Origin of the sequence: Mesorhizobium sp. Root554, assembly GCF_001427025.1 — a bacterium.
In the GTDB taxonomy this organism is placed as follows: domain Bacteria; phylum Pseudomonadota; class Alphaproteobacteria; order Rhizobiales; family Rhizobiaceae; genus Mesorhizobium.
In genome coordinates this window covers 2,998,034-3,021,785 of sequence record NZ_LMGA01000001.1, presented here as the reverse complement: position 1 = coordinate 3,021,785, position 23,752 = coordinate 2,998,034, and the positions used below count along the sequence as shown (strand labels likewise).

Genomic DNA, 23,752 nt, shown 5'->3' with positions numbered 1-23,752 from the left:
GCGGCTCAGACCGGACGATGATGCTTGTAAGGCAGGTCTGCCTCGGCGAGAAGCAGCGCCAGCTCGGCGCGGTCGCCCTCGTCCAGCTTCGGCCCCTTGCCGCGCACGAAGGTGTTGGCGATGACCCCGCGGCGGCGCAGCACCTCCTTGGTCATGTGCATGCGGAAGATCGCCTGGAAATTGAGCAAGGGCAGCGAGGCCGAGTAAAGTTTTCGCGCGGTGGCGACATCGCCAGCGCGCCAGGCATCGACCAGCGCTGCATGAATGTCGGCCAGTTCGCTGGCCGGCATGGTGCCGGCGGCGCCGCGCGCCAGTTCATCGGTAATGTAGCGGCCGCCGGCGCCGCCGAAAATGGCGTCGACCGAGCCGTTCACGGCTGCCTTGATGCGGGTCAGATGCTGGCCGCAGGGCGGCGTCTCTTCCTTGATGTAGCGGATCGCCGGCACGGCCGCGACGACAGCTGCAACCTCCTCCGGCGTGAGGCCGGCGCCAACCGGCTTCGGCTGGTTCTGAAGCATGACCGGCACGCCCGCGCCTTCGGATACCTTCTTGAAATAGGCGACCTGCGCCGCGATGTCGTTGCCGAGCGCCAGCGGCGCCATGACCATCGCGGCGGCGGCGCCGATCCCGGCCGCCTGGGCGATGTGGGCGGCCGACTTGGCCGGATCGGGATCGCTGGCGCCGATGACGATCGGGATGCGGCCGGCGATGCGTTCCGCCAGCAGCGCGACCTGGCGGCGACGCTCCTCCGGCGTCAGCGTATCGACCTCGGAGGCGACGCCCGGATAGACGACGCCGTTGGAGCCGCTCTCGACGGCGAAGTCGATGATCGAGAGGAAGTCTTTCTCATCAATGCTTCCATCGTCGCGGAAGGGCGTCGGCAGGACCGGAAAGGAGCCGGCGAGTTTCACGGTTTCGGTCATTTGACGGCTCCGGCGGTGACGCCCTGGATGAAGTAGCGTTGAAGGAACATGAAGGCGATGACGATGGGCGCGGAGACCACAAGCGAAGCCGCCATGGCGCCGCCCCAGTCGGCATTGGTCTCATTGAGATAGGTCAGCAGAAGGCCCGGTCCGATGGTGCGCTTGTCTTCGGAAACGATCAGCGTCATCGAATAGAGCAGGTCGTTCCAGCTCCACATGAAGGAGTAGAGGAAGACGGTGACGACCGGCGGGATCGATATCGGCAGAACGATGGTGTGGAAGATGCGCAGATCACTGGCGCCGTCGGCGCGCGCCGCGTCGATCAGTTCGTCCGGCACCTGGGTGAAATAGCTGTAGAGCATGTACACCGCCACCGGCAGCGCGAAGACGATGTAGCTCAGGATCAGGCCCGGCCGCGTGTCGAGCAGGCCGAAACTGGTCAGCACCGGATAGAGGCTGATGAGCAGCAGCCCAAAGGGAAACATCTGCGCCGACAGCATGAACAGCATGATCGGCTGGCGGCCGGGATAGCGGTATTTGGCAAAGCTGTAGCCGGCATAGACGGCAAGCACAGTGTTGATGGCGGCGCTGGCGCCCGAAACGATCAGGCTGTTGACCAGATAGAGTCCGAGCTGGCTTTCGGTGAAGACCGACCAGTAATGCGCCAGCGTCACGTCGCGCGGGAAGAAGGTCGGCAGCACCTGGTAAAGCTCGCCATTGGCCTTGAACGAGGAAATCACCATCCAGTAGATCGGGAAGAAGAGGTAAAAACCGATCAGCAGAATGGAGACGCCGAACACCAGCTTGGCGGTGCGGCTGGACAGGTCGAACATTTCAATTGCCCTTCTTGATCAGCAGCCGCAGGTAGAAATAGGCGGGCGGCAGAAGGGTCGCGACCCAGAGCACGCCCATGGCCGAGGCCATGCCGATGTCCCACTGCTCGAATGCCTTGCGGTAGACGGAGATGGACAGGACCGAGGTGGCGCTGACGGGACCGCCGCCGGTCAAGGCGTAGATGGTGTCGAAATCCTGGAGACCGCCAATGACGCCCAGCACCACCACCACGATCAGCACCGGGCGCAGATGCGGCAGCAGATGGTCGCGCAGGATCGCCCAGTTGCCGGCCCCGTCGACGCGCGCGGCGTCGATCTGCTCCTGATCGACATTCTGCAGGCCAGCAAGGAAGAAGGCCATGAACAGCGGGATCGAGCGCCAGATGCGGGTGAGAATGACGGCGATGAGCGCGCCTTCCGGGGTCGAAAGCCAGGCTTTCGGAACGTCGATCAAGCCCAGTTCGAGATATATGCCGTTGATGACGCCGAAACGGCTGTTGAAGATCCAGGCCCAGATAAAGGCGCTGACGGTGCTGGGCACCACCCAAGGCATGATCGTCAGCGCCCGCAACGCCTTGCGGCCACGAAAAGGCTGGTTGAGGATCAGCGCCCAACCGAGGCCGAGGACGAGGGTGCCGATGGTGGCGCCGCCGACATAGATGACGGTGATGCCGAAGGAATTCCACGTTTCAGGATCGGCGAGGATCGCCTTGAAATTCGCCAGGCCGATGAAGGTCGGCTCGATCGACTGCAGCGTGTCCTCGAACAGCGACAGGCCGAGCGCCTGGAAGAACGGATAGAGGATCACGATCGCGAAGGCGATGGCGGCTGGCGCCAGCATCAATATGCCGACCCGGCGCTGCACGGCGTGCAGGCCGCCGCGCCTTGCATGCGGCGAAACCGGATAGTTCAGGCGGCCGGAGGCCAGCGTCACATCGCTCATCGTTTCAATCCTTCAAAGGCAAGGGCAGCCGCCGAGCGCGGCTGCCCGCCGCGCCTCTACTGCGCGTAGCCTGCCTTGGTCATCGACGCCTTCATGCGCTCGCCCATGGAGGCGATCGCTTCTTCAGGGCTCTTCTGTGCAAGCAACGCCGCCTGCACTTCCTGCGCTAGGATGTCGGTCAGCTCGCCGCCATTGCTCCAGATGCCCACTTCGTTGCGGAGCGGATGGGTGTTGTTCTTCGCCCAGGCCGTCAGATAGACATCATCCGCCACGACAGGGTTGGCGCGTGCCGAGATCGTGCCGGGGAGAGCGCTCTGCTCGACCGGGAACTGCGTCTCGACCGCGTCGTCGCCGAGATATTCGGCGAACATCATGTTGGCGTCTTCCTTCGTCGGCGGGTTGCTCTGGGCGAAGGCGATGATCAGATGCGCCCACTGGATCGAGACCGGCGTGTCACCCGCCTTGAGCGAAGGCACCTGCATCGGCTTGACGTTGACGTCGAAAGCTTTGCCCTGGCCTGAGAAGCTGCGCAGGAAGGCGCGCGACTGCGGTGCATCGAGGTAGAAGGCGGCGGCGTTCTGTCCAACCAGCCGGCGGGCGTCGGGCCTGCCGATTTCGGGCGCGACCAGACGGTTCTTCATCAGGTCAACGAGGAAGGCGAGCGCCTTCTTGCTGGCGTCGCTGTCGACGACTACCTTGCCCTGCGGGTCGATGACATGGGCGCCGAAGACATATTCCCAGGTCAGGAAGTCGACCAGAATGTCGCTGTTGTTCTTGGTCGCCATCGCATAGGGCACCGAATTCGGGACCTTGTCGCGGATCAATTCCAGATCGGTCTTGAACTCCTCGATCGTCTTCGGCAGGTCCTTGATGCCGGCCTTGTCCAGCACGGCCTGGTTGGCGACCATACCGATGGAGCCGGACATCAGCGGGATGGCGAGCTGCTTGCCGTCGATCTGGCCCATGGCGAGCGCTTCCGGCGCATAGGTCTTTTCGAGATATTCCTTGCCGAGGACGGTGTTGTAGTCGACCAGGCCGGGCAGCTTGCTGAGCGAAGGCAGCCAGCGTTCCGAGATCTGCGCGATGCTCGGCAGCGTCTTGGAGCGGGCGCGCAACAGAAGGTTCTTCTGCATGTCGCCGAAAGACGAGGCGATCGGCTCGACCGTCTTGCCGGTCTTGGCCTCGAAGCCCTTTATAATCTTTTCGACGGACGGCTTGGCCGATTCCTCGGCATAGCTGTAGCCCATCCAGCTCAGATCGGCGGCGCGCGCGGCGCCTGAAGCCATGAGGCTTGCGGCCAATGTTGCGATGACAAGTTTCTTCAGTTTCATTTCGTACTCCTCCCGTTACAGATTGATTCAACCGTACTCACCAACATGTTCACACCGCCCCGGCATCGACGATGAAGGTCTGCGCCGTGACCAGCCGCGAGTCGTCGGCCGCCAGCCACAGCGCCATGCGGGCGATGTCGGGCGGCAGCAGATGTTCCTTGAGGCACTGGACCTCGAGATATTCGGCGAATTTGCCCTGGTAGACGCGCTTGGCGCGCTCGACCTGGCGTTCGGTCAGCACCCAGCCGGGCGCGATGGAATTGACGCGGATGTTGCGTTCGCCGACCTCACGCGCCAGCGACTTGGTCATACCCATGACGGCCGATTTGGCGGTGGTGTAGAAGATCAGCCCGGCGGCGCCGCGCATCCACGAGATCGAGCCCATATTGATGATCGAGCCGCCGCCGGCCGCCGCCATCTGGCCGATCACCGCCTGGGCAGCGAAAAACTGGTGGCGCAAATTCACGTCGAAGCGATCGTCCCAATAATCAGGCGTCACCTCCTCGAGCGGCATGCGGTCGTCATTGCCGGCATTGTTGACCAGCACCCGCACCGGGCCGATCGCCGCCGTCAGCATCTCGACGCCGCCGCGCAACGCATCGATATCGCGCAGGTCGGCGACCGCCATCACCGGCCTGTTGCCGGTTGCCGCATCGACGGCTTCGACCGTCGCGGCGGCGGTTTCGGCATGCAGATCGAGAAAGCCGACCTTGCAGCCCTGCGCGCAGAAATGCTCGACCAGCGAAGCGCCGATGCCGGAGCCGCCGCCGGTGACGATGACGCCCCTGCCCTCCAGGCTGAGGTACCGCGCCGTCTCGACCTTCACCTTCGCAATCAATTCAGGGTGGAGGGTCATGCCGCCTCCAGCGCCGCGGGCTGCGCCGAAGCGAGCGACGCGCCGGACGCGGCGAAGACATGGATCATCTTCGGATCGACATGGACACCGATCGGCTCGTTGCGCGCGACGGCGTTCTCGCCGGCGAGCCTGACGACCAGCATGTCGGACGAACCTTCGAGCGCGACATAGGCATAGGTATCGCTGCCGAGATGCTCGGTCATCGTCACCTTGCCGGCCAGGCTGTCGGGTGCGCCGCGCCGCGTCAGCAAAAGATGCTCGGGGCGGATGCCGATTTCGGCAGGCTCCTCCGTCAGGCCGGCAGGCAGGCGCACCTCGCCGCCGGCGACGATGCCGGCCTTGTCGGCGGAGCGGCCCTTCAGCGCCAGGAAGTTCATGCGCGGGCTGCCGATGAAGCCGGCGACGAAGCGGTTGACCGGCTTGTTGTAGAGCTCGAGCGGCGAACCGATCTGCTCGACCTTGCCGGCATTGAGGACGACGATGCGGTCGGCCAGCGTCATCGCCTCGATCTGGTCGTGCGTGACATAGATCATGGTCGTGCCGAGGTCGTCCTTCATGCGGGCGATCTCGATGCGCATGTCGACGCGCAGCGCCGCATCGAGGTTCGACAGAGGTTCGTCGAACAGGAAGATGCGCGGCGCCCGCACGATGGCGCGGCCGATGGCGACGCGCTGGCGCTGGCCGCCGGAAAGCTGGCGCGGCTTGCGTTCCAGGTAGGGATCGAGCCGCAACACCCTGGCCGCCTCGGTGACGCGGCTCTTGATCTCGTCCTTCGGCGTGCCGGCGAGCCGCAGTGCGTAGCCCATGTTCTGGGCGACCGACATGTGCGGATAGAGCGCGTAGGACTGGAACACCATGGCGATGCCGCGCTTGGCCGGCGGCACGTCGTTGACCAGTTCTCCATCGATGGCCATCTGGCCGGCGGTTATCTCGTCGAGGCCGCAGATCAGCCGCAGCAAGGTGGATTTGCCGCAGCCGGAGGGGCCGACAAAGGCAACGAATTCGCCGTCCTCGACGGTCAGGTCGATGCCCTTGAGCACCTCGACCGGGCCGAAGGATTTGCGGATGCCGCTGAGTTCCAGTTTTGCCATGATGTTTCCTTTCTCAGCCGGCGAAGACGGGATCCGGCAGGCCCGCAATGCCGGTATTGACGGCAAAGACGCTGCCGGAAAGCGGCGCGTCCGCGAGCTGTGCGGCCGAGAGCCGGATGCGCGCCGAGGTGACGAACAGCGTCTGCATGTCCTCGCCGCCGAAGACACAGCTGGTCGGCCGCGGCACCGGCAGATTAATGACGCGCTCGACCTTGCCGGCCGGGTCATAGCGGGTGACGCACCAGCCATCCCAATGCGCGACCCAGACGAAGCCTTCGGCATCGACGGTCAGGCCGTCGGGCTTGCCCTCGGCTTCCGGCACGGCGACGAAAAGGCGCCGGTTGGCGAGTTCGCCCCGCTCCAGGTCGAAATCATAGGCATAGATCAGATGCTTGCCGGTATCGGCGAAGTAGAAGGTCTTGTCGTCGGGGCTCCAGCCGAGGCCGTTGGCGACGTGGAGGCCGCTTTCCATGGCGGTGGCCTGGCCATCCGCATCGATGCGCCACAGGCGGCCGCGATCGGCCGTGGTGTCGATCGCCAGCGAGCCGGCCCACAGCCGGCCCTTGCGATCGCACTTGCCGTCATTGAAGCGGTTGCCGGGCCGGTCCTGTTCAGGCCGCGCGAGGATAGAGGTCGCGCCGGTTGCGGGATCGACACCGACGATGTTGCCATGCATGCCGGCGACCAGCCCGCCGTCGCGGCGCGGGATGGCAAAGCCGATCAGGTCGCCCACCGGCACCGTCCTGTGGGTGCCGAGCGCCGGATCGCTGACATAGATCGACGGCGCCAGAATATCGACGAAATAGAGTTTCTTCTCCGCTGCCGACCAATGCGGCCCCTCGCCCAGGAAGGTGCTGGCGGGAACAGCGCAGAGCACATCCGAGCGGTCGGGGCCGAGCGGACGCGGCTTGATGGCGAGCGACATGACGAATTCTCCGAAATTGCCGGATGTGCGGCGGGCCGCTTCGATGACGTCCCGGCCAAGCGCATGCAGCTTTTCTTCCGGAAGGCGATAGGTCGGCCCGATGATGCCGATGGCGCCGATCGGGTCGCCGCGATGGTTCAGCACCGGAGCGGCGACGGAGGAAATGCCGCTGTTCTGCTCATCGACCGATATGGCGTAGCCACGCGCCTTGATGAGGTCGAGCTGCGGCATCAATTCCCGAGCGTCGATGATGGTGTTGGCCGTCAGTTGCTGAAGCGCCTTGTCGGTCAGCAGCGCGTGCCGCCGCTCCAGCGACAGATGCGCGAGGATCGCCTTGCCGAGACCGCTGGCGTGAGCGGCGGCGCGCGCGCCGACGCCATTGTTGAGCCGGATCGGCTGGGTCGACTCGCGCTGGTCGATGTAGAGAATCGAGCTGCCGTCGAGGACGCCGAGGCGCACCGCCTCGCTGGTCAGGTCGCGCAGCCTTTCCAGTTCAGGCTCGGCGGCCCCGCGCAGGTCGAACTCGTCCCAGACCTTGTGCGCCCATTGGAACACCCGCGGCGCCAGGCGGTAGACCTGGTCGCGCTCGTCGAAGGCGAGCAGCCGTTCCTCGACCAAGGCCTGCAGCAGGCGATGCAGAGTTCCCTTCGGCAGCTGCGTATCTTCCAGCAAGTCAGTGAAGCGCATGCCTTTGGTGCGAGCCGCGATAGCATCGACGATCTGGATACCGCGCGTCAGCGCCTGGACGCCAGGAACGCCATGGCTCTCGGCGCTCGGGTCGCGGCCGGCTTCGATGCCGAGCATCTGCGCCACAGGGCTTCTCCTCCAAAAAATCCTTGTCTTGACCGCCGCTATATCTTGGAACTAAGTTCCATGTCAACATGTTTGGAACTCAGTTCCAGCTTCCGTCAGGTTCGAGCATTTTTTCCGCAGGAGGTCCCGCGTGCGCATCATCAAGGTCGAGCATGCATTGATCCGCATGCCGTTCACCGAGGATATATTGTGGGGTTCGGGGCGGCGCATCGGCACGACGCGGCTGGTCTGCAAGATCGAAACCGACGCCGGCATCACCGGTTGGGGCGAGACCATCTCGCTGATCGCCAACGTGCCGGCAGTGTTCGCCGACATCGTCGCGCCGCTGGCCATCGGCTATCCGGTCGCCGATGTCGAGCGGCTGCATCGCCATGTGCTGGGCGCCGGCTACTACCATCACAAGCGCGCCGCGGTGATGGCGATCGCAGCGCTCGAAATGGCGATGTGGGACGCACTGGGCAAGCAGGCGGGCCAGCCGCTTTATGCGTTATTGGGCGGACGCTGGCGCAAGGATGTCGAGGCGGCGGCCTATCTTTTCACCAACGATCCAGCGGCGCTGAAGCCGCGCCTGCAAGGCTTCCTCGACAAGGGTTTCGAGACGTTCAAGGTCAAGATCGGCTTCGACGAGCGCAGCGACATCGCGCTGGCCGAAGCTTCCCGAAGCGTGATCGGCGACCGGCCGCTGCGGCTCGACGTCAACGGCGCGTGGAACCCGGCGACCGCCAAGCGGCAGTTGAACAAGCTCGTCCCATACGACCCGGCCTATGTCGAGCAACCGCTCGAACTGGACGATCTCGCCGGCCACGCGGCGCTCGTCGCCGCAAGCCCGGTGCCGATTGCCCTGGATGAGAGCGCCTACACGCTCGCCGATGTCGGCAACATCGTGCGGGCGCAGGCGGCGGATGTCGTGCTGATCGATCCGCATGAGGCGGGCGGCCTGTGGCAGACGATCAAGGCGGCGGCGGTCTGCGAGGCCGTCGGCATTGCGGTCACATTGCATTCGGGAGCCGAACTGGCGCTGTCGCAATCGGCCTATGTCCATCTCGCCGCGTCGATCCCGAACATGTCCATCGCCATCGACACGGAACGGACCTATCTGGGCGGCGACATCTCGCCCAACGCGCCGAAGCTGACCGATGGCCGTTTCGAAGTGCCCGAGGAACCGGGCCTCGGCGTCGAGATCGATGAGGGCCTCATCGACAAATATCGCGTCGATGGCATTGCCGGCGCCTATCTCGACAAGGAACGCAAGGACTGGTTCCCTGTGAAGCCGGCTTATTGATCGGGGCTGCTATTCTGCACCTTTTTAGCCGAGGATATTGCGAACCGTCCGCATGAATATCCGCGCGCCGATACCGATGAGGTCGTCGGGGAAATCGTAATCGGGATTGTGCAAGGCGGGATGGTTTTCGCCGGCGCCCAGGAAAAGCATGGCGGACTTGGCCGTATCGCCGAAGCGCCCGAAATCCTCCGAGGCGCGGATCGGCAGATTGGCCTCGTCATGCGCCACGCCCTCGGCATCGAGCGCGGCGCGCAGATGCTGCGTTGCTTCGGAATCGTTCTCGCAGTGGTGGAAGATCTCGTGATAGGAGATGCTGCAGCGCAGTCCGGCCTTGGCCGCCGTCTCGGTCACCAACGCTTCGGCCGCGGCGCACAGCGCCTCCATGCGGTCGTCAACGAGGGATCGGAGCGTCGCCCATATTTCCGCCCGCGCCGGTGCTATGCCGAAGGCCGACGCGCCCATTTCGGCATGGGTGACCGTGACCAGGGTGAAGGCGGGCGAGGACACGTTGCCCTCACTCAAGGCGGTCAACGCCGGCATCAGCGATGAAATGGCCGCCATCGGCGACGTTCCGGTTTCCGGCATCGAGGCATGCGCGGTCTTGCCTTCAAGCACGATGCGCATGCCCCGCGAAGCGCAGTTCACCGGCCCAGGCTTCAGCGCGACATGGCCGAACGGCAAGCCCGGCAGATTGTGCAGCGAGAAGGCATAATCCGGCGCGATCTCCTTGTAGCGGCGGTCGGCGATAACAGCGTCCGCGCCAGCGCCCGTCTCCTCCGCGGGCTGGAACATCAGCACGACTCGACCGCGCCGCGGCCTCTGGCGGCCCAGTCCGCGCGCCAGCGCCGCCAGGATCGCCATGTGCCCGTCATGGCCGCACAGATGCGCCTTTCCCGGAACGCGGGACTTATGGCCGATGTCACCGAGTTCCTCGATCGGCAGTGCATCGAGCTCGGAGCGGAACAACAGAGTGGGACCGGCTGCCGCGCCGTCATAGACAAGGGCGACGCCGTGCCCGCCCAGCCTTGAGAGGATGAGATCCGGACCGGTCGGCGACAGGAATTTCTCGACCTCAGCGGCGGTTTCCGCTTCCTCGCCAGATAGCTCAGGCATCTGGTGCAGATGGCGCCGCCAGCCGGTCAGTTCGACGACATCCGTGTTGGTGAGAAACGCCATCGCCTGCCTGTTCCCTTTCCTTGCCGCGCCATTTCAGGATTACGCGGATGGACGTCAAGACCTGCCGCGGCTTCGCGGCGGCAGGCCACCGCGATCCGACATCTCGACTTTTGAAATACGGGTTTTGTTCTAGAATGTATAATTTACATATTACTTGTAAATATATCGATATTTGGTTGATGTCCCTGGACATCATTTCCTTTCATAGCTTTTCCTGCGCAAAACAATGCTTGAAAACTATAAATACACGATATCTAATTTGCCTGTCATCGAGACAGGAGGCAAAGATGATCGTACGGACATTTAATATGTCTGACTCTGTCAATTTATTCAAAACTTCTATTTCAAGGCACATCGTCACTGCGAGTGACGAGGTCGGACATCTCCTGTTCGATTCGACAATCAAGGCCGGAACGTCAGACACCATCGCCGACGACTATGTCGCGCTTTATTCGGGCCAGGCGCATTACTGCCTTGAGGGGCGTGGGACGGCACGGCTGGGCGGCGCGCTTCACAATATCGGTCCCGGCACCCTGATAGCGGCTTCGTTGCCAAACAGCGTTGAAATCATCGCTGAAACGGACATGCGCGTCTGCACGATCCTCGGCAACGACTCCCTACCAGGCCAGGCGGTGGTGCGTTCGCTGCATGAGATCGTCGGGACGGAACGCGACGTATTCTGGGGCAACGGCCAGAGCCGAAGGCTGCTGGTCCGGAAAGACGGGCTGGGCTTCGCCCTTTGCATAACCTTCGGCAACGCAAACACGGACTCGCCCCTGCAGTACAGGAACCACTTCGAATCCTGCTACTATGTCTCGGGAAGCGGCGAGTATGTGTGGGACACCAACCGGCATCCGATCGACACGGGCGAGGGAACCTCGACTGTTTTCATCATGAACCGGAACGATGCGCACCGCATGGTGGTCAAAGACGAATCCATATGCCTCAGCATCTTTTCGCCACCCATCGAAGGCCATGAATCGCACAATATGTCGGCGGGCAGTTCTTCTTCCTACTAAGCTGCTCTTTCGTTCATGGCTTCCCGCACGGCAATCATTCTGTGTTCAGTCATATTGGGAGATGAAACGTTCGGCTCTGCTCTATGGATTGAATACTCATACCAAAAGTAACCGAGTTGCTAGACTATTATATATTTCCCAGCCGCACGGGAGGCGTTCTACATTCTGCCTGAGGAGGAAACACAGGCTGTCTTTGCTGGTGGAGGACTGTTTCCAGCGTCAACAACTGCAATTTGGCAGGATTCGCGGAAAAACCCTCGCTGATGGTTCAGCCATGATGTTTGTGCGCTGAGCCAGCATACGACCCAGCCGGCAGCCGTATAACCGAGGCTCTCCCGGCTTACGGTTGCCAGAAGCAGAGCCTTCATCAAGCCCGCATGATTTGCCCCGCCGGACGCGGCGGGTTCGACAGCCGATTATCTTCGGGAAGAATGGGATGAACTCAAGAGTATATGACATCATTGGCGTCGGCGTCGGGCCGTTCAATCTCGGTCTTGCCTGCCTGACGCAGCCGATCGAAGACATCGACGGCCTGTTCCTGGAACGCAACGACGAATTCAACTGGCATGCGGGAATGCTGCTGGAAAATGCGACGCTGCAGACACCGTTCCTGTGCGATCTGGTCACGCTCGCCGACCCGACAAGCGAGTTCAGCTTCCTAAACTATCTCAAGCGGCAGGGCCGAATCTATTCTTTCTATTCGTACCTTGTCGTGACGGAAAACTTCTTCCTGCTGCGCAACGAATTCAACCGCTATTGCCAATGGGCGGCGGCGCAGCTCGACAGCGTCATGTTCAGCACCGAAATCGAAGGCGTCGATTACCATCAGGCGAGCGGTCTCTATCAAGTCGTCGCCCGAAACACCAAGACGGGAGAGCAACAGACTTACTGGACCCGCCGGCTGATCCTCGGTTCCGGCATGACGCCCGCCATTCCCGATTTCTGTGCCGATCTCAAGGACGAGCTTGTCCACACCTCCACCTATATGGCCAACAAGGACAGGCTGAGAGCAAAGAAATCCATCACCATCGTCGGCAGCGGCCAGAGCGCGGCGGAAGTCTACTACGACCTGCTCAAGGACATCGATCGCTACGGCTACACATTGAACTGGATGACGCGCTCGCCACGCTTCACGCCGATGGAGCTGACCAAGTTCACGCTGCAGCACACGTCGCCAGACTACACCGATTATTTCTACACGCTGCCGACCGAAAAACGCGCCCGCCTCGTCAAATCGATGAAGGATGTCTATGGCGGCATCAATGCGTCGCTCATCAACGACATCTTCGATCTTCTCTACCGCAAGCGCTTTGTCAGCGACTTCGACACGACGCTGATGACCAACACCGAATTGTCGTCCTGCGACTACGACAGCCGGAACCACAGGTTCAATCTGCGTCTCTTCCAGCGCGAGGAGGAGAAAAGCTTCGATCTCGAAACCGAAGCGGTGATCATGGCGACCGGTTACCGCTTCAAGCAGCCCGAATTCGTCCAGTCTATCGCCGACCGCATAAACTGGCGCGACAATGGCCGCTTCGCCGTGGCGCGCAATTGTTCCGTCGATCTCAAAGGCAATGAGATCTTCGTGCAGAGCGCAGAGCCGCATGCCGACAGTTTCATCCCGCCCGACCTTGGCCAGGCCTGCTACCGCAATTCCTGCATCATCAAGGAAATCCTGGGCCGCGAATATTACCCGATCGAGCGCAGCGTGGCGTTCCAGCGCTTTGGTGCGCCCGAGACGGCCGCCACACAGACCGCGGGTGGGCCGGTGTCGATGCTGGCCGGCGTGAACTCGCCTGAAAAATGACATTGCCGCTGATGCGAGGAGCCCGGACCATGGATCAGCATAACGACCCGTCTCTTCAGGACGCCGGCCGCATTGCAGTCGCCCAGCTGGAACCGGAGACATGGTCGCAGGTGAACCGGCTTCTGGTGCGCAAGGCGATCGCGGAATTCGCGCACGAACTTCTGCTCGAGCCGATTGCTACGGGTGCCGATGGCATCTGGCAGACCTATGTGCTGGCAGACGAGGCGCAACGGCTGCAATACCGTTTCCGCGCCCGAAAGATGAGCCTCGACCACTGGCATATCGACCCGGACTCGATCGGAAAATCGATCGATGGCAAAGCCGTGCCGCTCGATGCGTTGAAGTTCGTCATCGAATTCCAGAAGCCTCTCGGCATCCGTGAAGCGATGATGGCTGTCTATCTCGACGAGATCAGCAGCATTCTCTACGGCGCCGCCTACAAGCGCGCCTTCAAGCCGCATCATGCCGCGCGGCTGGCGCTCGGCGAATACCAGCAGATCGAAACCGGGATGACCGAGGGCCATCCGACCTTCGTCGCCAACAATGGCCGCATCGGCTTCGACACGCTGGACTATCCGATCTATGCGCCGGAAGCAGCCCATGCCCAAAGCATTATCTGGGTGGCTGTGGTGCGCCGCAACGCCACTTTCACCGCCATGCAGGGGTTGGATTATCAGCGGCTGATGGACGAGGAACTCGGCGCCGAAACGATCGCCGGCTTCAAGTCCATCCTCGAAGCCAAGGGGCTCGACGCGGACGCCTATTATTTCATGCCGGTTCATCCCTGGCAGTGGTTCAACCGCATCTCGATGAGTTTCGCCGCGGAAATCGCCCTGAATAATGTGGTCTATCTCGGCCCGTCGCCGGATCTCTATCTTCCGCAGCAGTCGATCCGGACTTTCTTCAACATCAGCCATCCGACTAGGCGCTATGTGAAGATGGCGCTGTCCATTCTCAACATGGGCTTCATGCTGATGCGCGGGTTGTCGCCGGAGGACATGGCGGCCACGCCACCAGTCAACGACTGGGTGCGCGGGCTGGTAAATGCCGATCCATACCTCCAGGATAACGGGTTCCAGATCATTTGCGAAGCAGCCACACTCGGTTATCGCAACAGCTATTACGAACAGGGCCTGAAATCGGACTCGGGCTACAAGCACATGCTTTCAGCGCTGTGGCGCGAGAGCCCGGTGGCGCTGCTCGGCAAGAACGAGCGGCTGATGACCATGGCGGCGCTGCTGCATCTCGATCCGCAGGGCGAGTCGCTGACGGCCGCGCTGATCGAAGCTTCCGGCCTGGATGCCGATACCTGGATAGAGCGGTACCTGAAGGCTTATCTGTCGCCCATCCTGCACTGCCTCTACGCCTACGACATCATCTACATGCCGCATGGCGAAAACGTCATTCTCATGCTGGAGGACAATGCTCCCGCCCGCATCGTCATGAAGGACATCGCCGAGGAGATGCGTATCCTCAACGACGGCGCCGGCCTGCCGGAGACGGTGCAACGAAATTGCATCACCGTGCGCGACGAGGTCTGGCTGGACGGCATCTTCACCGACGTCTTCGACTGCTATTTCCGCCATCTGGCGGCGATCCTCGACGACAAGGGCGTCCTGCCGGAACAGCGCTTCTGGACACTGGTGGCAAAATGCGTCGAAGACTACCAGGCCAGCCAGCCGCAGCTGGCCGAGAAGTTTTCCCGCCACGATCTCTTCATCGCCGAATTTCCCCGCAACTGCATCAACCGCCTGCAGCTTCGCGACAACCAGCAGCTTCTTGACCCCAACGATCCGGCGAAAGGCTTTCAGTATGCCGGAACGCTGAGAAACCCGCTGGCCGCGGCGAAAGTCAGGGCCATGGCGGCTGGCCAGGCGAAGCCGAACTAGACCAAGCCAGGGGTTGCCACTGTTGAAGCCGGGCAAGAGTGAGGAGCGACATAAAGCGTTCCGTTCAGCATCAATCGAATCAGCATGTTGGCCAGGAGGAGCCCGAGACGATGACCAGCGCAAAGATCGCGAAAGAATTGACCCCGGACAGCATCCGGAAACTTGTCGCCAAGGAGATAGACGTCATCCATGTTCCTGGATTCTATCCGCGCGACATCTCGTTGAAATTTGCCGAGAAGATCGCGGCGAACTCCAAGCTCGAAGCCTACAAGACGCAGACTGCGCTCAAGCGCCTGGGCATGGGGTATGTTGACGTCGGCCAGGATGCCGGCAACGCCATCCGGTACCACGACGAAGCCATCCAGGCGGTCTGGGATATCCGCAATCTGATGTATCCCTACATCACGCCGCTCGACCATCTGCGGCTGATGCTCGAGGAAATCTGGCCGGCGGGATCGAACATCGAATCGATCGACGAGCACAAGTGCTTCGTCGGGACTTGCCGCGTCATCGATCCCGGCGCCAAGATGCTGCCGCACAGCGACCGGCTGGGACGCATGCTCATCAACGGCGAATCCGACCTGACTGGCCAGCTTGCCGTCAACATCTATCTCAAGATGCCGCAGGAGGGCGGCGAGATAGAACTGTGGCTGCGCGAACCGACCCCCGATCAGGACAAGGAAATGGTGATCAGCGACGGGCTGGACCGAACGGTGCTCGGCGAACCGCCTTTGCTGATCCGGCCGGAACAGGGCGACCTGGTGATTTTCAACTCGCAGCTCATACACGGCGTGACGCCCGGCAAGGGATCGGACCGCGTCACCATGTCCTCGTTCATCGGCTATCGCGGCGACGAGGCGCCGCTGACCTACTGGAGTTGAGCTGTTGCGCCGTTCTGTGCACTGCTCGACGAAATGGCCCTTCGGGGCCATTTTTTTGATGTCTGCACTGATAAGCGGACGCCAATCCCATCACTTCCGTGAACCGAGTCACACAGACGCTGGTCGGAAGGAAAAGGCCGCGCGAAAATCGCGCGGCCTCGAAATCCCGCCCGCAAGCTGCAGGCTTCAATCCGCAGCGATCAGCTGCTGGACGTTACCGGCTCGGCTGCCGGCAGATCGCTGCGCCGGATCATGAACACCGCGCAGATCACCGCCAGCACCGCCAGGAGAGCAACGATCCCCATGATGAGTGAGAAGGCGTTTTCGAAGCTGGCCCTGCCGAATTGGGTCAATGCTTCCTGGGCGCCCGCCGGCGCTCCGCTGACGGCTGAGCTGAAATCGCCAAGCGCGATCAAATTGGCCGTCCGCGGCAGGTCGCTGAGAGCGGCGGCCACCGGCGCGGCGGCCAGTTGCGCGGTGACGCTTGCAAGCAGAATGGCGCCGACGAGTGAAATGGCCAGCGTGAACGAGCCATGGCGGAAGGTAATGTTGATGCCCGAGGCAAGACCGGCACGCTCGGGCGGGACAACGGCGGTCGCCACATTGGCGAGTTCACCGTTGATCAGGCCGGTGCCGATGCCGATGATGAGGAACGCGACGACCCAAAGGGCGATCGACTCCGGCGGCGCGACGGCCAGCCAGACAAAGCCGATGGCCGGCAGCAGGCAGCCCAGGATCATCAGGCCACGCACGCCGAGACTGGATGGTGCGGCCAGCTTGGCGCCAAGGGGAGCCAAGAGGAGCAGAGGCACCGTCAGCGGCAGCAGCATCAGGCCGGCCGCCCAGGGCGACATGCCGCGCATCACCTGGAAGTAGAGCGGCAGGTAGACCAGCATGACCCAGAAGGTGACGCTGCTCAGCATGCAAAGGAGCTGCGCGCCGGTGAAAGTCGGGATGCGGAAAAGGCCGAGATCGAAGGCCGGGTTTTTCGAACTCAAGCCAATCCACACGAACAAAAGGAAGAGCGCCGCCGATGCGATAAAGGAACTGACGATCGGTGTGCTGTTCCAGCCAAGTTCGCCGCCTTCGATGACGGCGAAGGACAGGAGCGCAAATGCCGCGGTGAAGCTTGCTATGCCCGGCCAATCGAACTTGCCTGGATTCGGATCGAGGGATTCCTCGACGCGCCAGTAGCAGAGCGCGATCAGTATCGCCACGAGCGGAATGTTAATCAGGAAGATCCAGCGCCAGCTCAGGAAATCGACGAGCACGCCGCCGATCATGGGTCCAAAGGCGGCTGCCACGCCGATGGAGACGCCCCAGAACGCGAACGCCTTGGCGCGGTCGGCGCCCTGGAAAGCATGAGAGATCAACGCCACGCCAAGGATCAGCATCGCGCTGGCGCTGAGACCTTGCGCCAGACGGCCCCAGATGAGCGCGGTGGGCGAATTCGCCAAACCGACGACGAGCGACATCACGCCGAACAGGGCGAGGCCGGTCACCATCGTTCGCCTGCGGCCGATCCGGTCGGCGAGCGCGCCGACGGCGACCAGCACCGACGTATAAGCGATGTTATAGGCATTGATGATCCACTGCAGCTCGGCGAAACTTGAGTTGAGGTCGCGCTCGATGGACGGCAGGGCGACCGCCACAACCGTAACATCCATGATCACGAGGAAGGCGCCAAGCGCGGCCACAGCCAGGGTCGGCCAGTTTTCCATGAGCCCTGAGCGTTTTACGTCGGTGTTGGACATAGGGACGTTTCCTGGTTTGTAATCTGCGCGCTGGGTGAACCGATCGGTTGCACAGCCGCATTCGTTGCAGACCAACCGTGAATCCGGACGGATCCAGGCGCGGCGACTATTTCTTCACAGTGGATGAAGGATGAAATGAAAACGCCTCTGGCTCATGTCTTCCGACGGCAATCGGAACGACAGACAGAAACGCTCTCAATGCTCGCACGTCGTTCTCCTCCGGAATTGTTCGAGCGCGCATGCGGGACGCTCAGGAGGAGATTAGAACGTAGTGCTTTTTGTTAGAAATATATATTTCCCGGTGTGGATAGTCATGGAATCTATTACTGGGTTCATTGCCGCTTCACGGCACGGTTTTTCGCCACGCGACAGCCGCTTCAAATATGCAGCGCGTGGCCGAGCGCCTTCAGCGCGGCTTCCTGGAACCCTTCACCCTGGGTGGGGTGAGCATGGATCGTGCCGGCGACATCTTCCAGCCGGGCGCCCATTTCTATTGCCAACCCGAACGCCGTTGACAATTCAGACACGCCCTGGCCGACGGCCTGAATGCCCAGCACGACGTGGTTGTCGGCGCGCGCGACGATACGGATGAACCCGTCTTCCGCGACCTTCGTCATGGCGCGGGCATTGGCCTGGAAGGGGAATTGCCCGACCTTGATTTCGGGCGCAGTCGCCTTGGCCTCCTCCGGCGAGAGACCGGCAGAGACTACCTCCGGATCGGTAAAGCAGATCGCCGGAATGCAGCGCTTGTCCCAAGAACGCTTGTGACCGGCGACGATCTCAGCCACCATCTCGCCCTGCGCCATGGCGCGATGGGCCAGCATCGGCTCGCCGGTGACGTCGCCGATGGCATAGACGCCGCGCATCGATGTGCGGCATTGGTCATCGATACGGATGAACCGGCCGTTCATCGCCAGATCGATCTCCTCCAGCCCCCAGCCTTCCGTGAGCGGCTTGCGGCCGACGGTGACGAGCACCTTGTCGGCTGCGATCTTCTGGTCACCGCCCCCGGCATCCTCGACGAGCAGCGCATCGCCCTTGGCCGAAAGCCCCTTCGCCTTGGCTCCGGTCAAAACGGTAACGCCGAGTTCGCCCAGCCGCTTGGCAACCGGGCGCGTCAGTTCGGCATCGTAAGTGGCAAGGATGCGCGGCAGCGCCTCCACCACGGTCACTTTCGAACCGAGCTTGGCGAAGGCGATGCCGAGTTCGAGACCGATATAGCCGCCGCCGACAACGGCGAGACGTCTTGGGACATCGGCCAGCGCCAGCGCGCCGGTCGATGAAATGACGTCACCTTCGAATTTTAGGAAGGGCAGCTCGACGGGCGCCGACCCCGTGGCGATGACGATCGTTTCGGCCCTGATGACTTGAACGCCGGTTTCGGTGTCCACCGCAACGGTCTTGCCGTCGCGGAAGACGGCCCAGCCCTGCACCACCTTGACCCTGGCTTTTTTCAGAAGGCCGGCGACACCGCCATTGAGGCGGCTGACCACGCCATCCTTCCAGGCGATGGTCTTGCGGAAATCCAGTTTCGGTGCGCCGGCGGAAATGCCGAGCGGGCTTGTCCCGGCGGCATGATGCAGCGCGATCTCATATTCTTCGGCGGCATGAATGATCGCCTTGGAAGGAATGCAGCCGACATTGAGGCAGGTGCCGCCGGGCTTCTGCGCTTCGACGATGACAGTGTCGATGCCAAGCTGGCCGGCGCGAATGGCGCAGACATAGCCGCCCGGACCAGAGCCGATGACCAGAAGCTTGCAGGTGATGTCTTTCACGAGCGTTCTCTCAATCCATGAAAATCAGCGCCGGCGTTTCCAGCAGCGCCTTGATGCGCTGGACGAACACCGCCGCGTCCCAACCGTCGATGACGCGATGGTCGAACGACGAGGACAGGTTCATCATCTTGCGCGGGATGAACTGGGCGCCGTCCCAGACTGGCCTGACCATCATCTTGTTGACGCCGACGATGGCGACTTCTGGATGATTGATCACCGGCGTCGTCGCCACGCCACCCATCGCGCCCAGCGAGGTAATGGTGATCGTCGAGCCGGAAAGTTCCTCCCGCGTCGCCGCGCCCGAGCGCGCGGCTTCGGCTAGGCGGATCACTTCGGCGGCGCAGTCCCACAGGTCCCGCGCCTCGGCATGTTTGACGACCGGGACGACGAGACCGTTCGGCGTCTGCGCCGCCATGCCTATATGGACACCGCCATGCTGGTGGACGATGCCGGCCTCATCATCGAAGACGGCATTGAGCTGCGGCTGCTCGGCAATCGCCTTGACCATGGCGCGCATGAGGAACGGCAGGATGGTCAGCTTGGGCCTTTCCAATCCATTGGCAGCACGCTTGTCCTTGTTGAGGGAAGCACGCAGTTCTTCGAGGGCAGAGACGTCGATCTCCTCGACATAGGTGATGTGCGGGATGCGCGACTTGGAAAGGCTCATCTTTTCCGCGATCTTGCGGCGCAGACCCACTACCTTGATGTCCTCGACAGTGTTGTTCCGGATGAGGCCACCTGCCGTAGCTGCGGTTTGCGGCCCGCGAACAAGAAAGGCTTCGACGTCTTCATGCGTGATACGGCCGGCGGGTCCGCTGCCAGCTATCTGGCGCAGGTCAATCCCCGCCTCTTTCGCCCTTTGGCGCACAGCCGGCGAAGCAATCGGCCTTTCCCCTTCGGGACGCGGCGCGCCGGACAATGCCGGTTTTGCGAGAACCTTGGCGGAAGCGGGTTTCGATACCGGCTTTGACTCTGGCGACTTTGCCACGACAGCAGGTTCCAACCTGGCCGTCTCTTCAACTGCGGCAAGGTCGGCCTTCGGAGAGTTTTCCGGCTTTGCCGTGGCCGTGTCGCTTTCAACAACATTGCCGTCGCCGGCTACCTTCAGCCTGACGATCGGCGAGCCGATGGCCACCGTATCGCCGACCTCGGCGCCTAGCCACAACACCTCGCCATCGGTCGGCGAGGGAATTTCCACCGTCGCCTTGTCGGTCATGACCGCGCCGAGCACGCTGTCCTCGCGCACGAGATCGCCGACCTTCACATTCCATTCGACCAGCTCGGCTTCGGCAACACCCTCACCGACATCGGGAAGCTTGATGACATGTTCACCCATCTCAGGCCTCCATCGTTTCGATCAGCGCCCGGCCGACGCGGGCCGGGCCGGGAAAATAGTCCCACTCCTGCGCGTGCGGGTAGGGCGTGTCCCAGCCGGCGACGCGGGCGACCGGCGCTTCGAGATGGTAGAAGCAGTGCTCCTGGACCAGCGTCACCAGCTCCGCTCCGAAGCCGGAGGTCGTCGTCGCTTCATGAATGACGACGCAGCGACCCGTCTTGTTCACCGACTCGACGATCGTATCGAGATCAAGCGGCAGCAAGGTGCGCAGATCGATGATCTCGGCGTCGATGCCGGTTTCCTCGGCGGCGGCCAAGGCCACATAGACCATGGTGCCGTAGGCAAGCACGGTCACCGCCGACCCCTTGCGTCGGATGGCCGCCTTGCCGAGCGGCACCTTGTAGTGACCGTCGGCGACCTCCCCCAGTTCATGCTTCGACCATGGCGTCACCGGCCGCTCGTGATGGCCGTCGAACGGCCCATTGTAGAGACGCTTCGGTTCCAGGAAGATGACCGGATCAGGATCCTCGATGGCGGCAATCAGCAATCCCTTGGCGTCGGCGGGATTGGAAGGCACGACCGTCTTCAGGCCGGCGACGTGAGTGAACAGCGCTTCAGGCGACTGGCTGTGCGTCTGGCCGCCGAAGATGCCGCCACCTGTCGGCATGCGCACGACGATTGGGCAGGTGAATTCGCCATTGGAGCGGTAGCGCAGACGCGCCGCTTCCTGCGTCAGCTGGTCGTAGGCCGGATACATGTAGTCGGCAAACTGGATTTCGACACAGGGCTTCATCCCATAGGCCGCCATGCCGATGGCGGTACCGACGATGCCCGATTCATTGATCGGCGCGTCAAAGCAGCGCGATTTCCCGTATTTGGCCTGCAGGCCGGCCGTGCAGCGGAAGACGCCGCCGAAATAGCCGACATCCTCGCCATAGACGACGACGCGCTCGTCGCGGCCCATCGATACGTCGATGGCGTCACGGATGGCTTCGATCATTGTCTTGCGCGGCATGGGTCAGGCTCCGATAGCAAGGAAGCGGCGAACGGCGTGGACCATCGGCATCAGACTCCCGCCTGCTGGCGCTGGCGTTTCAGATGCGGCGGCATGTCTTCGTAGACCCCTTCGAACATGTCGCGGGCGGACGGCTTGCCGCCAGCGTGCAGCGTGCCGTGCTTTTCGGCCTCCTTCTGGGCGGTGATGACCTCGTCCAGCACCTCTGCCTCCGCCTGGGTATGGCGCTCGTCGGACCAGATGCCCCTGACGATGAGGTGGTTCTTCAACCGGATGACGGGATCGCCAAGCGGCCAGGCGTCCGACTCGGCTTTCGGTCTGTAGGCCGAGGGATCGTCGGAGGTGGAATGCGCGCCGGCGCGGTAGGTGACATATTCGACCAGCGTTGGGCCGAGATTGCTGCGCGCCCGCTCGGTCGCCCATTTGGCCACGGCGTTGACGGCCAGATAATCGTTGCCATCAACCCGCAGCGCCGGGATGCCGAAGCCGAGCCCGCGAGCGGCAAAGGTTCCGGAACCGCCGCGCGCGATGCCCTGGAACGTCGAGATCGCCCACTGGTTGTTGACGACATTGAGCACCACAGGCGCCTTATAGGTGGAGGCGAAAACAAGCGCGGAATGGAAGTCCGATTCGGCGGTCGAGCCATCGCCAATCCAGGCGGCGGAGATGCGGGTGTCGCCGCTGATCGCCGAGGCCATGGCCCAGCCGACCGCCTGGACGAACTGGGTGGCGAGATTACCGGATACGGTGAAGAAGCCGTGCTCCTTGGCCGAATACATCACCGGCAGCTGCCGGCCTTTGAGCGGATCGGCCTCATTGGAATAGATCTGGTTCATCATCGTGACCATCGGATAGCCGCCGGCAATGAGCAGGCCGGCCTGTCGGTAGGTCGGGAAATTCATGTCGCCCGGCGCAAGCGCCTTGCGGAAAGCGCAGGAGACCGCCTCCTCGCCCAGATGCTGCATGTAGAAGGACGTCTTGCCCTGCCGCTGCGCCATCTGCATGCGGGCGTCGAAGGTTCGCAGCAGCATCATGTGCCGCAGGCCTTCAACCAGTTCCTCGTCGGTCAGCGAGCCGGCCCAGGGGCCAACGGCCTCGCCTTTGCGATCGAGGACGCGGATGATGGAGAAGGCCAGTTTGCGGATCGATTCCGGATCGGCATCGACCGGCGGGCGTTCGACCGATCCGGCCTCCGGAATCTTGACCCTGGAGAAATCCGGCGCGCCGCCGGGCCGGACTTCTGGTTCCGGGACGTGAAAACGCAGCGGCGCTGATGTTGCGCCGGCTTCAGGCCCGACAGATGTTGATTTTGAAGCAGGTGCCATGAAACGTCTCCCGGCCGTCTCCCGCCGCGCATTTGACCAAGCAACCGCGACACAGTTTATTTTACCGGACTATGAGATAAAAGCTTTCGAAAAAGTCTGCATAAGTCTTAGTCAGCTGAAAGAAAATCCGCTATTCGTTCAAAAACTCAATAGTTTCTTTTGACGGTGGAGGACTTCAAATGAGCAAGCCGATCGACGCGACCGACCGGAAAATCCTGAACGCGCTTATAGCCGACGGCAGGCAAACCACGAACGACCTGTCGCAGCGCGTAGGCCTTACGCCGAGCCCCTGCTGGCAGCGCGTCCGCCGGCTCGAACGGGAAGGCTACATCAAGGGCTACACCACCCTGGTCGATTTCCAGCAGCTCGGCTACACCGACACCGTGCTCATCGATGTCACGCTCAACAGGCACGACGAAGACGTCCTTCGAAAGTTCGGAACGCTCGTCGCGGCGCTCCCCGAGGTCATGGATGTTTCCCTGACCACTGGCGAATTCGACTATTTCATCAAAGTTGCGGTCAAGGGGGCAGAAGGGCTGGAGGATTTTCTGTTCCGCAAACTCTACAAGATTGGCGGCATCCAGAACACGCGCACCAGTTTCGTCATTCGCAGCCTGAAGGACATGCATGCGCCTTCGCCGCTGTGAAGGGCCGGCGGCTACACAGGAGGCCTCACGGCCGATATATATCAAATAGTATATAAACCGATAGGAATTCATTTTATTTAGTCTAAGTGTTGACCATCCCGTCACATTGACGTATCCAGTCTCTATCGGAA

Annotated in this window: 19 protein-coding genes; 6 read left to right on the top strand and 13 right to left on the bottom strand. The window is 62.2% G+C overall.

The annotated features are described in order from the left end of the window. Nucleotides 1-5: 5 nt before the first annotated feature. The 7 genes from ASD44_RS14710 to ASD44_RS14680 are packed head-to-tail and all read right to left on the bottom strand — an operon-like array spanning nucleotide 6 to nucleotide 7,706. The gene (locus ASD44_RS14710; RefSeq protein WP_200946423.1) at nucleotides 6-923 is read right to left on the bottom strand and encodes a dihydrodipicolinate synthase family protein; all 918 of its coding nucleotides are present in this window, start codon (nucleotides 921-923) and stop codon (nucleotides 6-8) included. Continuing rightward, entirely contained in the window at nucleotides 920-1,756 is an 837-nt protein-coding gene (locus ASD44_RS14705) for a carbohydrate ABC transporter permease (RefSeq protein ID WP_056113452.1), read from the bottom strand. The genes ASD44_RS14710 and ASD44_RS14705 overlap by 4 nt, the downstream gene beginning before the upstream one ends. A gap of 1 nt (nucleotide 1,757) precedes the next feature. Beyond that, nucleotides 1,758-2,699: a sugar ABC transporter permease gene (locus ASD44_RS14700; protein WP_056113451.1), complete on the bottom strand. Its 942-nt coding sequence runs from the start codon at nucleotides 2,697-2,699 to the stop codon at nucleotides 1,758-1,760. Nucleotides 2,700-2,755: 56 nt separating this feature from the next. Beyond that, entirely contained in the window at nucleotides 2,756-4,030 is a 1,275-nt protein-coding gene (locus tag ASD44_RS14695; protein ID WP_056113446.1) for an extracellular solute-binding protein, read from the bottom strand. A 49-nt stretch (nucleotides 4,031-4,079) separates the two neighbouring features. Next, entirely contained in the window at nucleotides 4,080-4,886 is an 807-nt protein-coding gene (locus ASD44_RS14690; protein WP_056113442.1) for an SDR family oxidoreductase, read from the bottom strand. Beyond that, nucleotides 4,883-5,977, bottom strand: a complete 1,095-nt coding sequence (gene ugpC / locus ASD44_RS14685; protein ID WP_056116276.1) for a sn-glycerol-3-phosphate ABC transporter ATP-binding protein UgpC — start codon at nucleotides 5,975-5,977, stop codon at nucleotides 4,883-4,885. Before ugpC ends, ASD44_RS14690 begins: the two co-directional genes overlap by 4 nt. Nucleotides 5,978-5,990: 13 nt before the next feature. Beyond that, entirely contained in the window at nucleotides 5,991-7,706 is a 1,716-nt protein-coding gene (locus tag ASD44_RS14680) for an SMP-30/gluconolactonase/LRE family protein (protein ID WP_056113438.1), read from the bottom strand. Between the two features lie 139 nt (nucleotides 7,707-7,845). Between ASD44_RS14680 and ASD44_RS14675 the strand changes: the two genes are divergently transcribed. Further along, complete coding sequence (locus ASD44_RS14675; RefSeq protein ID WP_056113435.1) at nucleotides 7,846-8,997, top strand: mandelate racemase/muconate lactonizing enzyme family protein; 1,152 nt, start codon at nucleotides 7,846-7,848, stop codon at nucleotides 8,995-8,997. 24 nt (nucleotides 8,998-9,021) lie between these two features. Here ASD44_RS14675 and ASD44_RS14670 read toward each other — a convergent pair whose 3' ends face one another. After that, the gene (locus ASD44_RS14670; RefSeq protein ID WP_056113431.1) at nucleotides 9,022-10,173 is read right to left on the bottom strand and encodes an amidohydrolase; all 1,152 of its coding nucleotides are present in this window, start codon (nucleotides 10,171-10,173) and stop codon (nucleotides 9,022-9,024) included. A gap of 287 nt (nucleotides 10,174-10,460) precedes the next feature. Here ASD44_RS14670 and ASD44_RS14665 point away from each other — a divergent pair, with 287 nt between their 5' ends. The 4 genes from ASD44_RS14665 to ASD44_RS14650 all read left to right on the top strand — a co-directional run bounded on the left by ASD44_RS14665 (nucleotide 10,461) and on the right by ASD44_RS14650 (nucleotide 15,769). Further along, entirely contained in the window at nucleotides 10,461-11,192 is a 732-nt protein-coding gene (locus tag ASD44_RS14665) for an ectoine synthase (RefSeq protein ID WP_210168689.1), read from the top strand. Nucleotides 11,193-11,628: 436 nt separating this feature from the next. Further along, nucleotides 11,629-12,999 carry a SidA/IucD/PvdA family monooxygenase gene (locus ASD44_RS14660; protein ID WP_056113426.1) on the top strand — a complete coding sequence of 457 codons (1,371 nt, stop codon included), beginning with the start codon at nucleotides 11,629-11,631 and terminating at the stop codon, nucleotides 12,997-12,999. 29 nt (nucleotides 13,000-13,028) lie between these two features. Next, a complete protein-coding gene (locus tag ASD44_RS14655; protein ID WP_056113424.1) occupies nucleotides 13,029-14,888 on the top strand; it encodes an IucA/IucC family siderophore biosynthesis protein in 1,860 nt (619 codons plus the stop codon). A gap of 110 nt (nucleotides 14,889-14,998) precedes the next feature. Beyond that, nucleotides 14,999-15,769, top strand: a complete 771-nt coding sequence (locus tag ASD44_RS14650) for a 2OG-Fe(II) oxygenase (protein ID WP_056113421.1) — start codon at nucleotides 14,999-15,001, stop codon at nucleotides 15,767-15,769. A gap of 200 nt (nucleotides 15,770-15,969) precedes the next feature. Here ASD44_RS14650 and ASD44_RS14645 read toward each other — a convergent pair whose 3' ends face one another. The 5 genes from ASD44_RS14645 to ASD44_RS14625 form a co-directional block, all read right to left on the bottom strand. Next, complete coding sequence (locus ASD44_RS14645; protein ID WP_056206831.1) at nucleotides 15,970-17,523, bottom strand: MFS transporter; 1,554 nt, start codon at nucleotides 17,521-17,523, stop codon at nucleotides 15,970-15,972. Nucleotides 17,524-17,900: 377 nt separating this feature from the next. Beyond that, nucleotides 17,901-19,298: a dihydrolipoyl dehydrogenase gene (gene lpdA / locus ASD44_RS14640; protein ID WP_056113416.1), complete on the bottom strand. Its 1,398-nt coding sequence runs from the start codon at nucleotides 19,296-19,298 to the stop codon at nucleotides 17,901-17,903. A gap of 10 nt (nucleotides 19,299-19,308) precedes the next feature. After that, nucleotides 19,309-20,634: a dihydrolipoamide acetyltransferase family protein gene (locus tag ASD44_RS14635; RefSeq protein ID WP_056113413.1), complete on the bottom strand. Its 1,326-nt coding sequence runs from the start codon at nucleotides 20,632-20,634 to the stop codon at nucleotides 19,309-19,311. A 1-nt stretch (nucleotide 20,635) separates the two neighbouring features. Then, nucleotides 20,636-21,649, bottom strand: coding sequence for an alpha-ketoacid dehydrogenase subunit beta (locus ASD44_RS14630; protein WP_056113410.1), 1,014 nt, complete (start codon nucleotides 21,647-21,649; stop codon nucleotides 20,636-20,638). A 50-nt stretch (nucleotides 21,650-21,699) separates the two neighbouring features. Further along, complete coding sequence (locus tag ASD44_RS14625; RefSeq protein WP_056113406.1) at nucleotides 21,700-22,974, bottom strand: 3-methyl-2-oxobutanoate dehydrogenase (2-methylpropanoyl-transferring) subunit alpha; 1,275 nt, start codon at nucleotides 22,972-22,974, stop codon at nucleotides 21,700-21,702. Nucleotides 22,975-23,153: 179 nt separating this feature from the next. Between ASD44_RS14625 and ASD44_RS14620 the strand changes: the two genes are divergently transcribed. Then, nucleotides 23,154-23,621, top strand: coding sequence for an Lrp/AsnC family transcriptional regulator (locus tag ASD44_RS14620; protein WP_056113402.1), 468 nt, complete (start codon nucleotides 23,154-23,156; stop codon nucleotides 23,619-23,621). The last annotated feature ends 131 nt before the right edge of the window (nucleotides 23,622-23,752 follow it).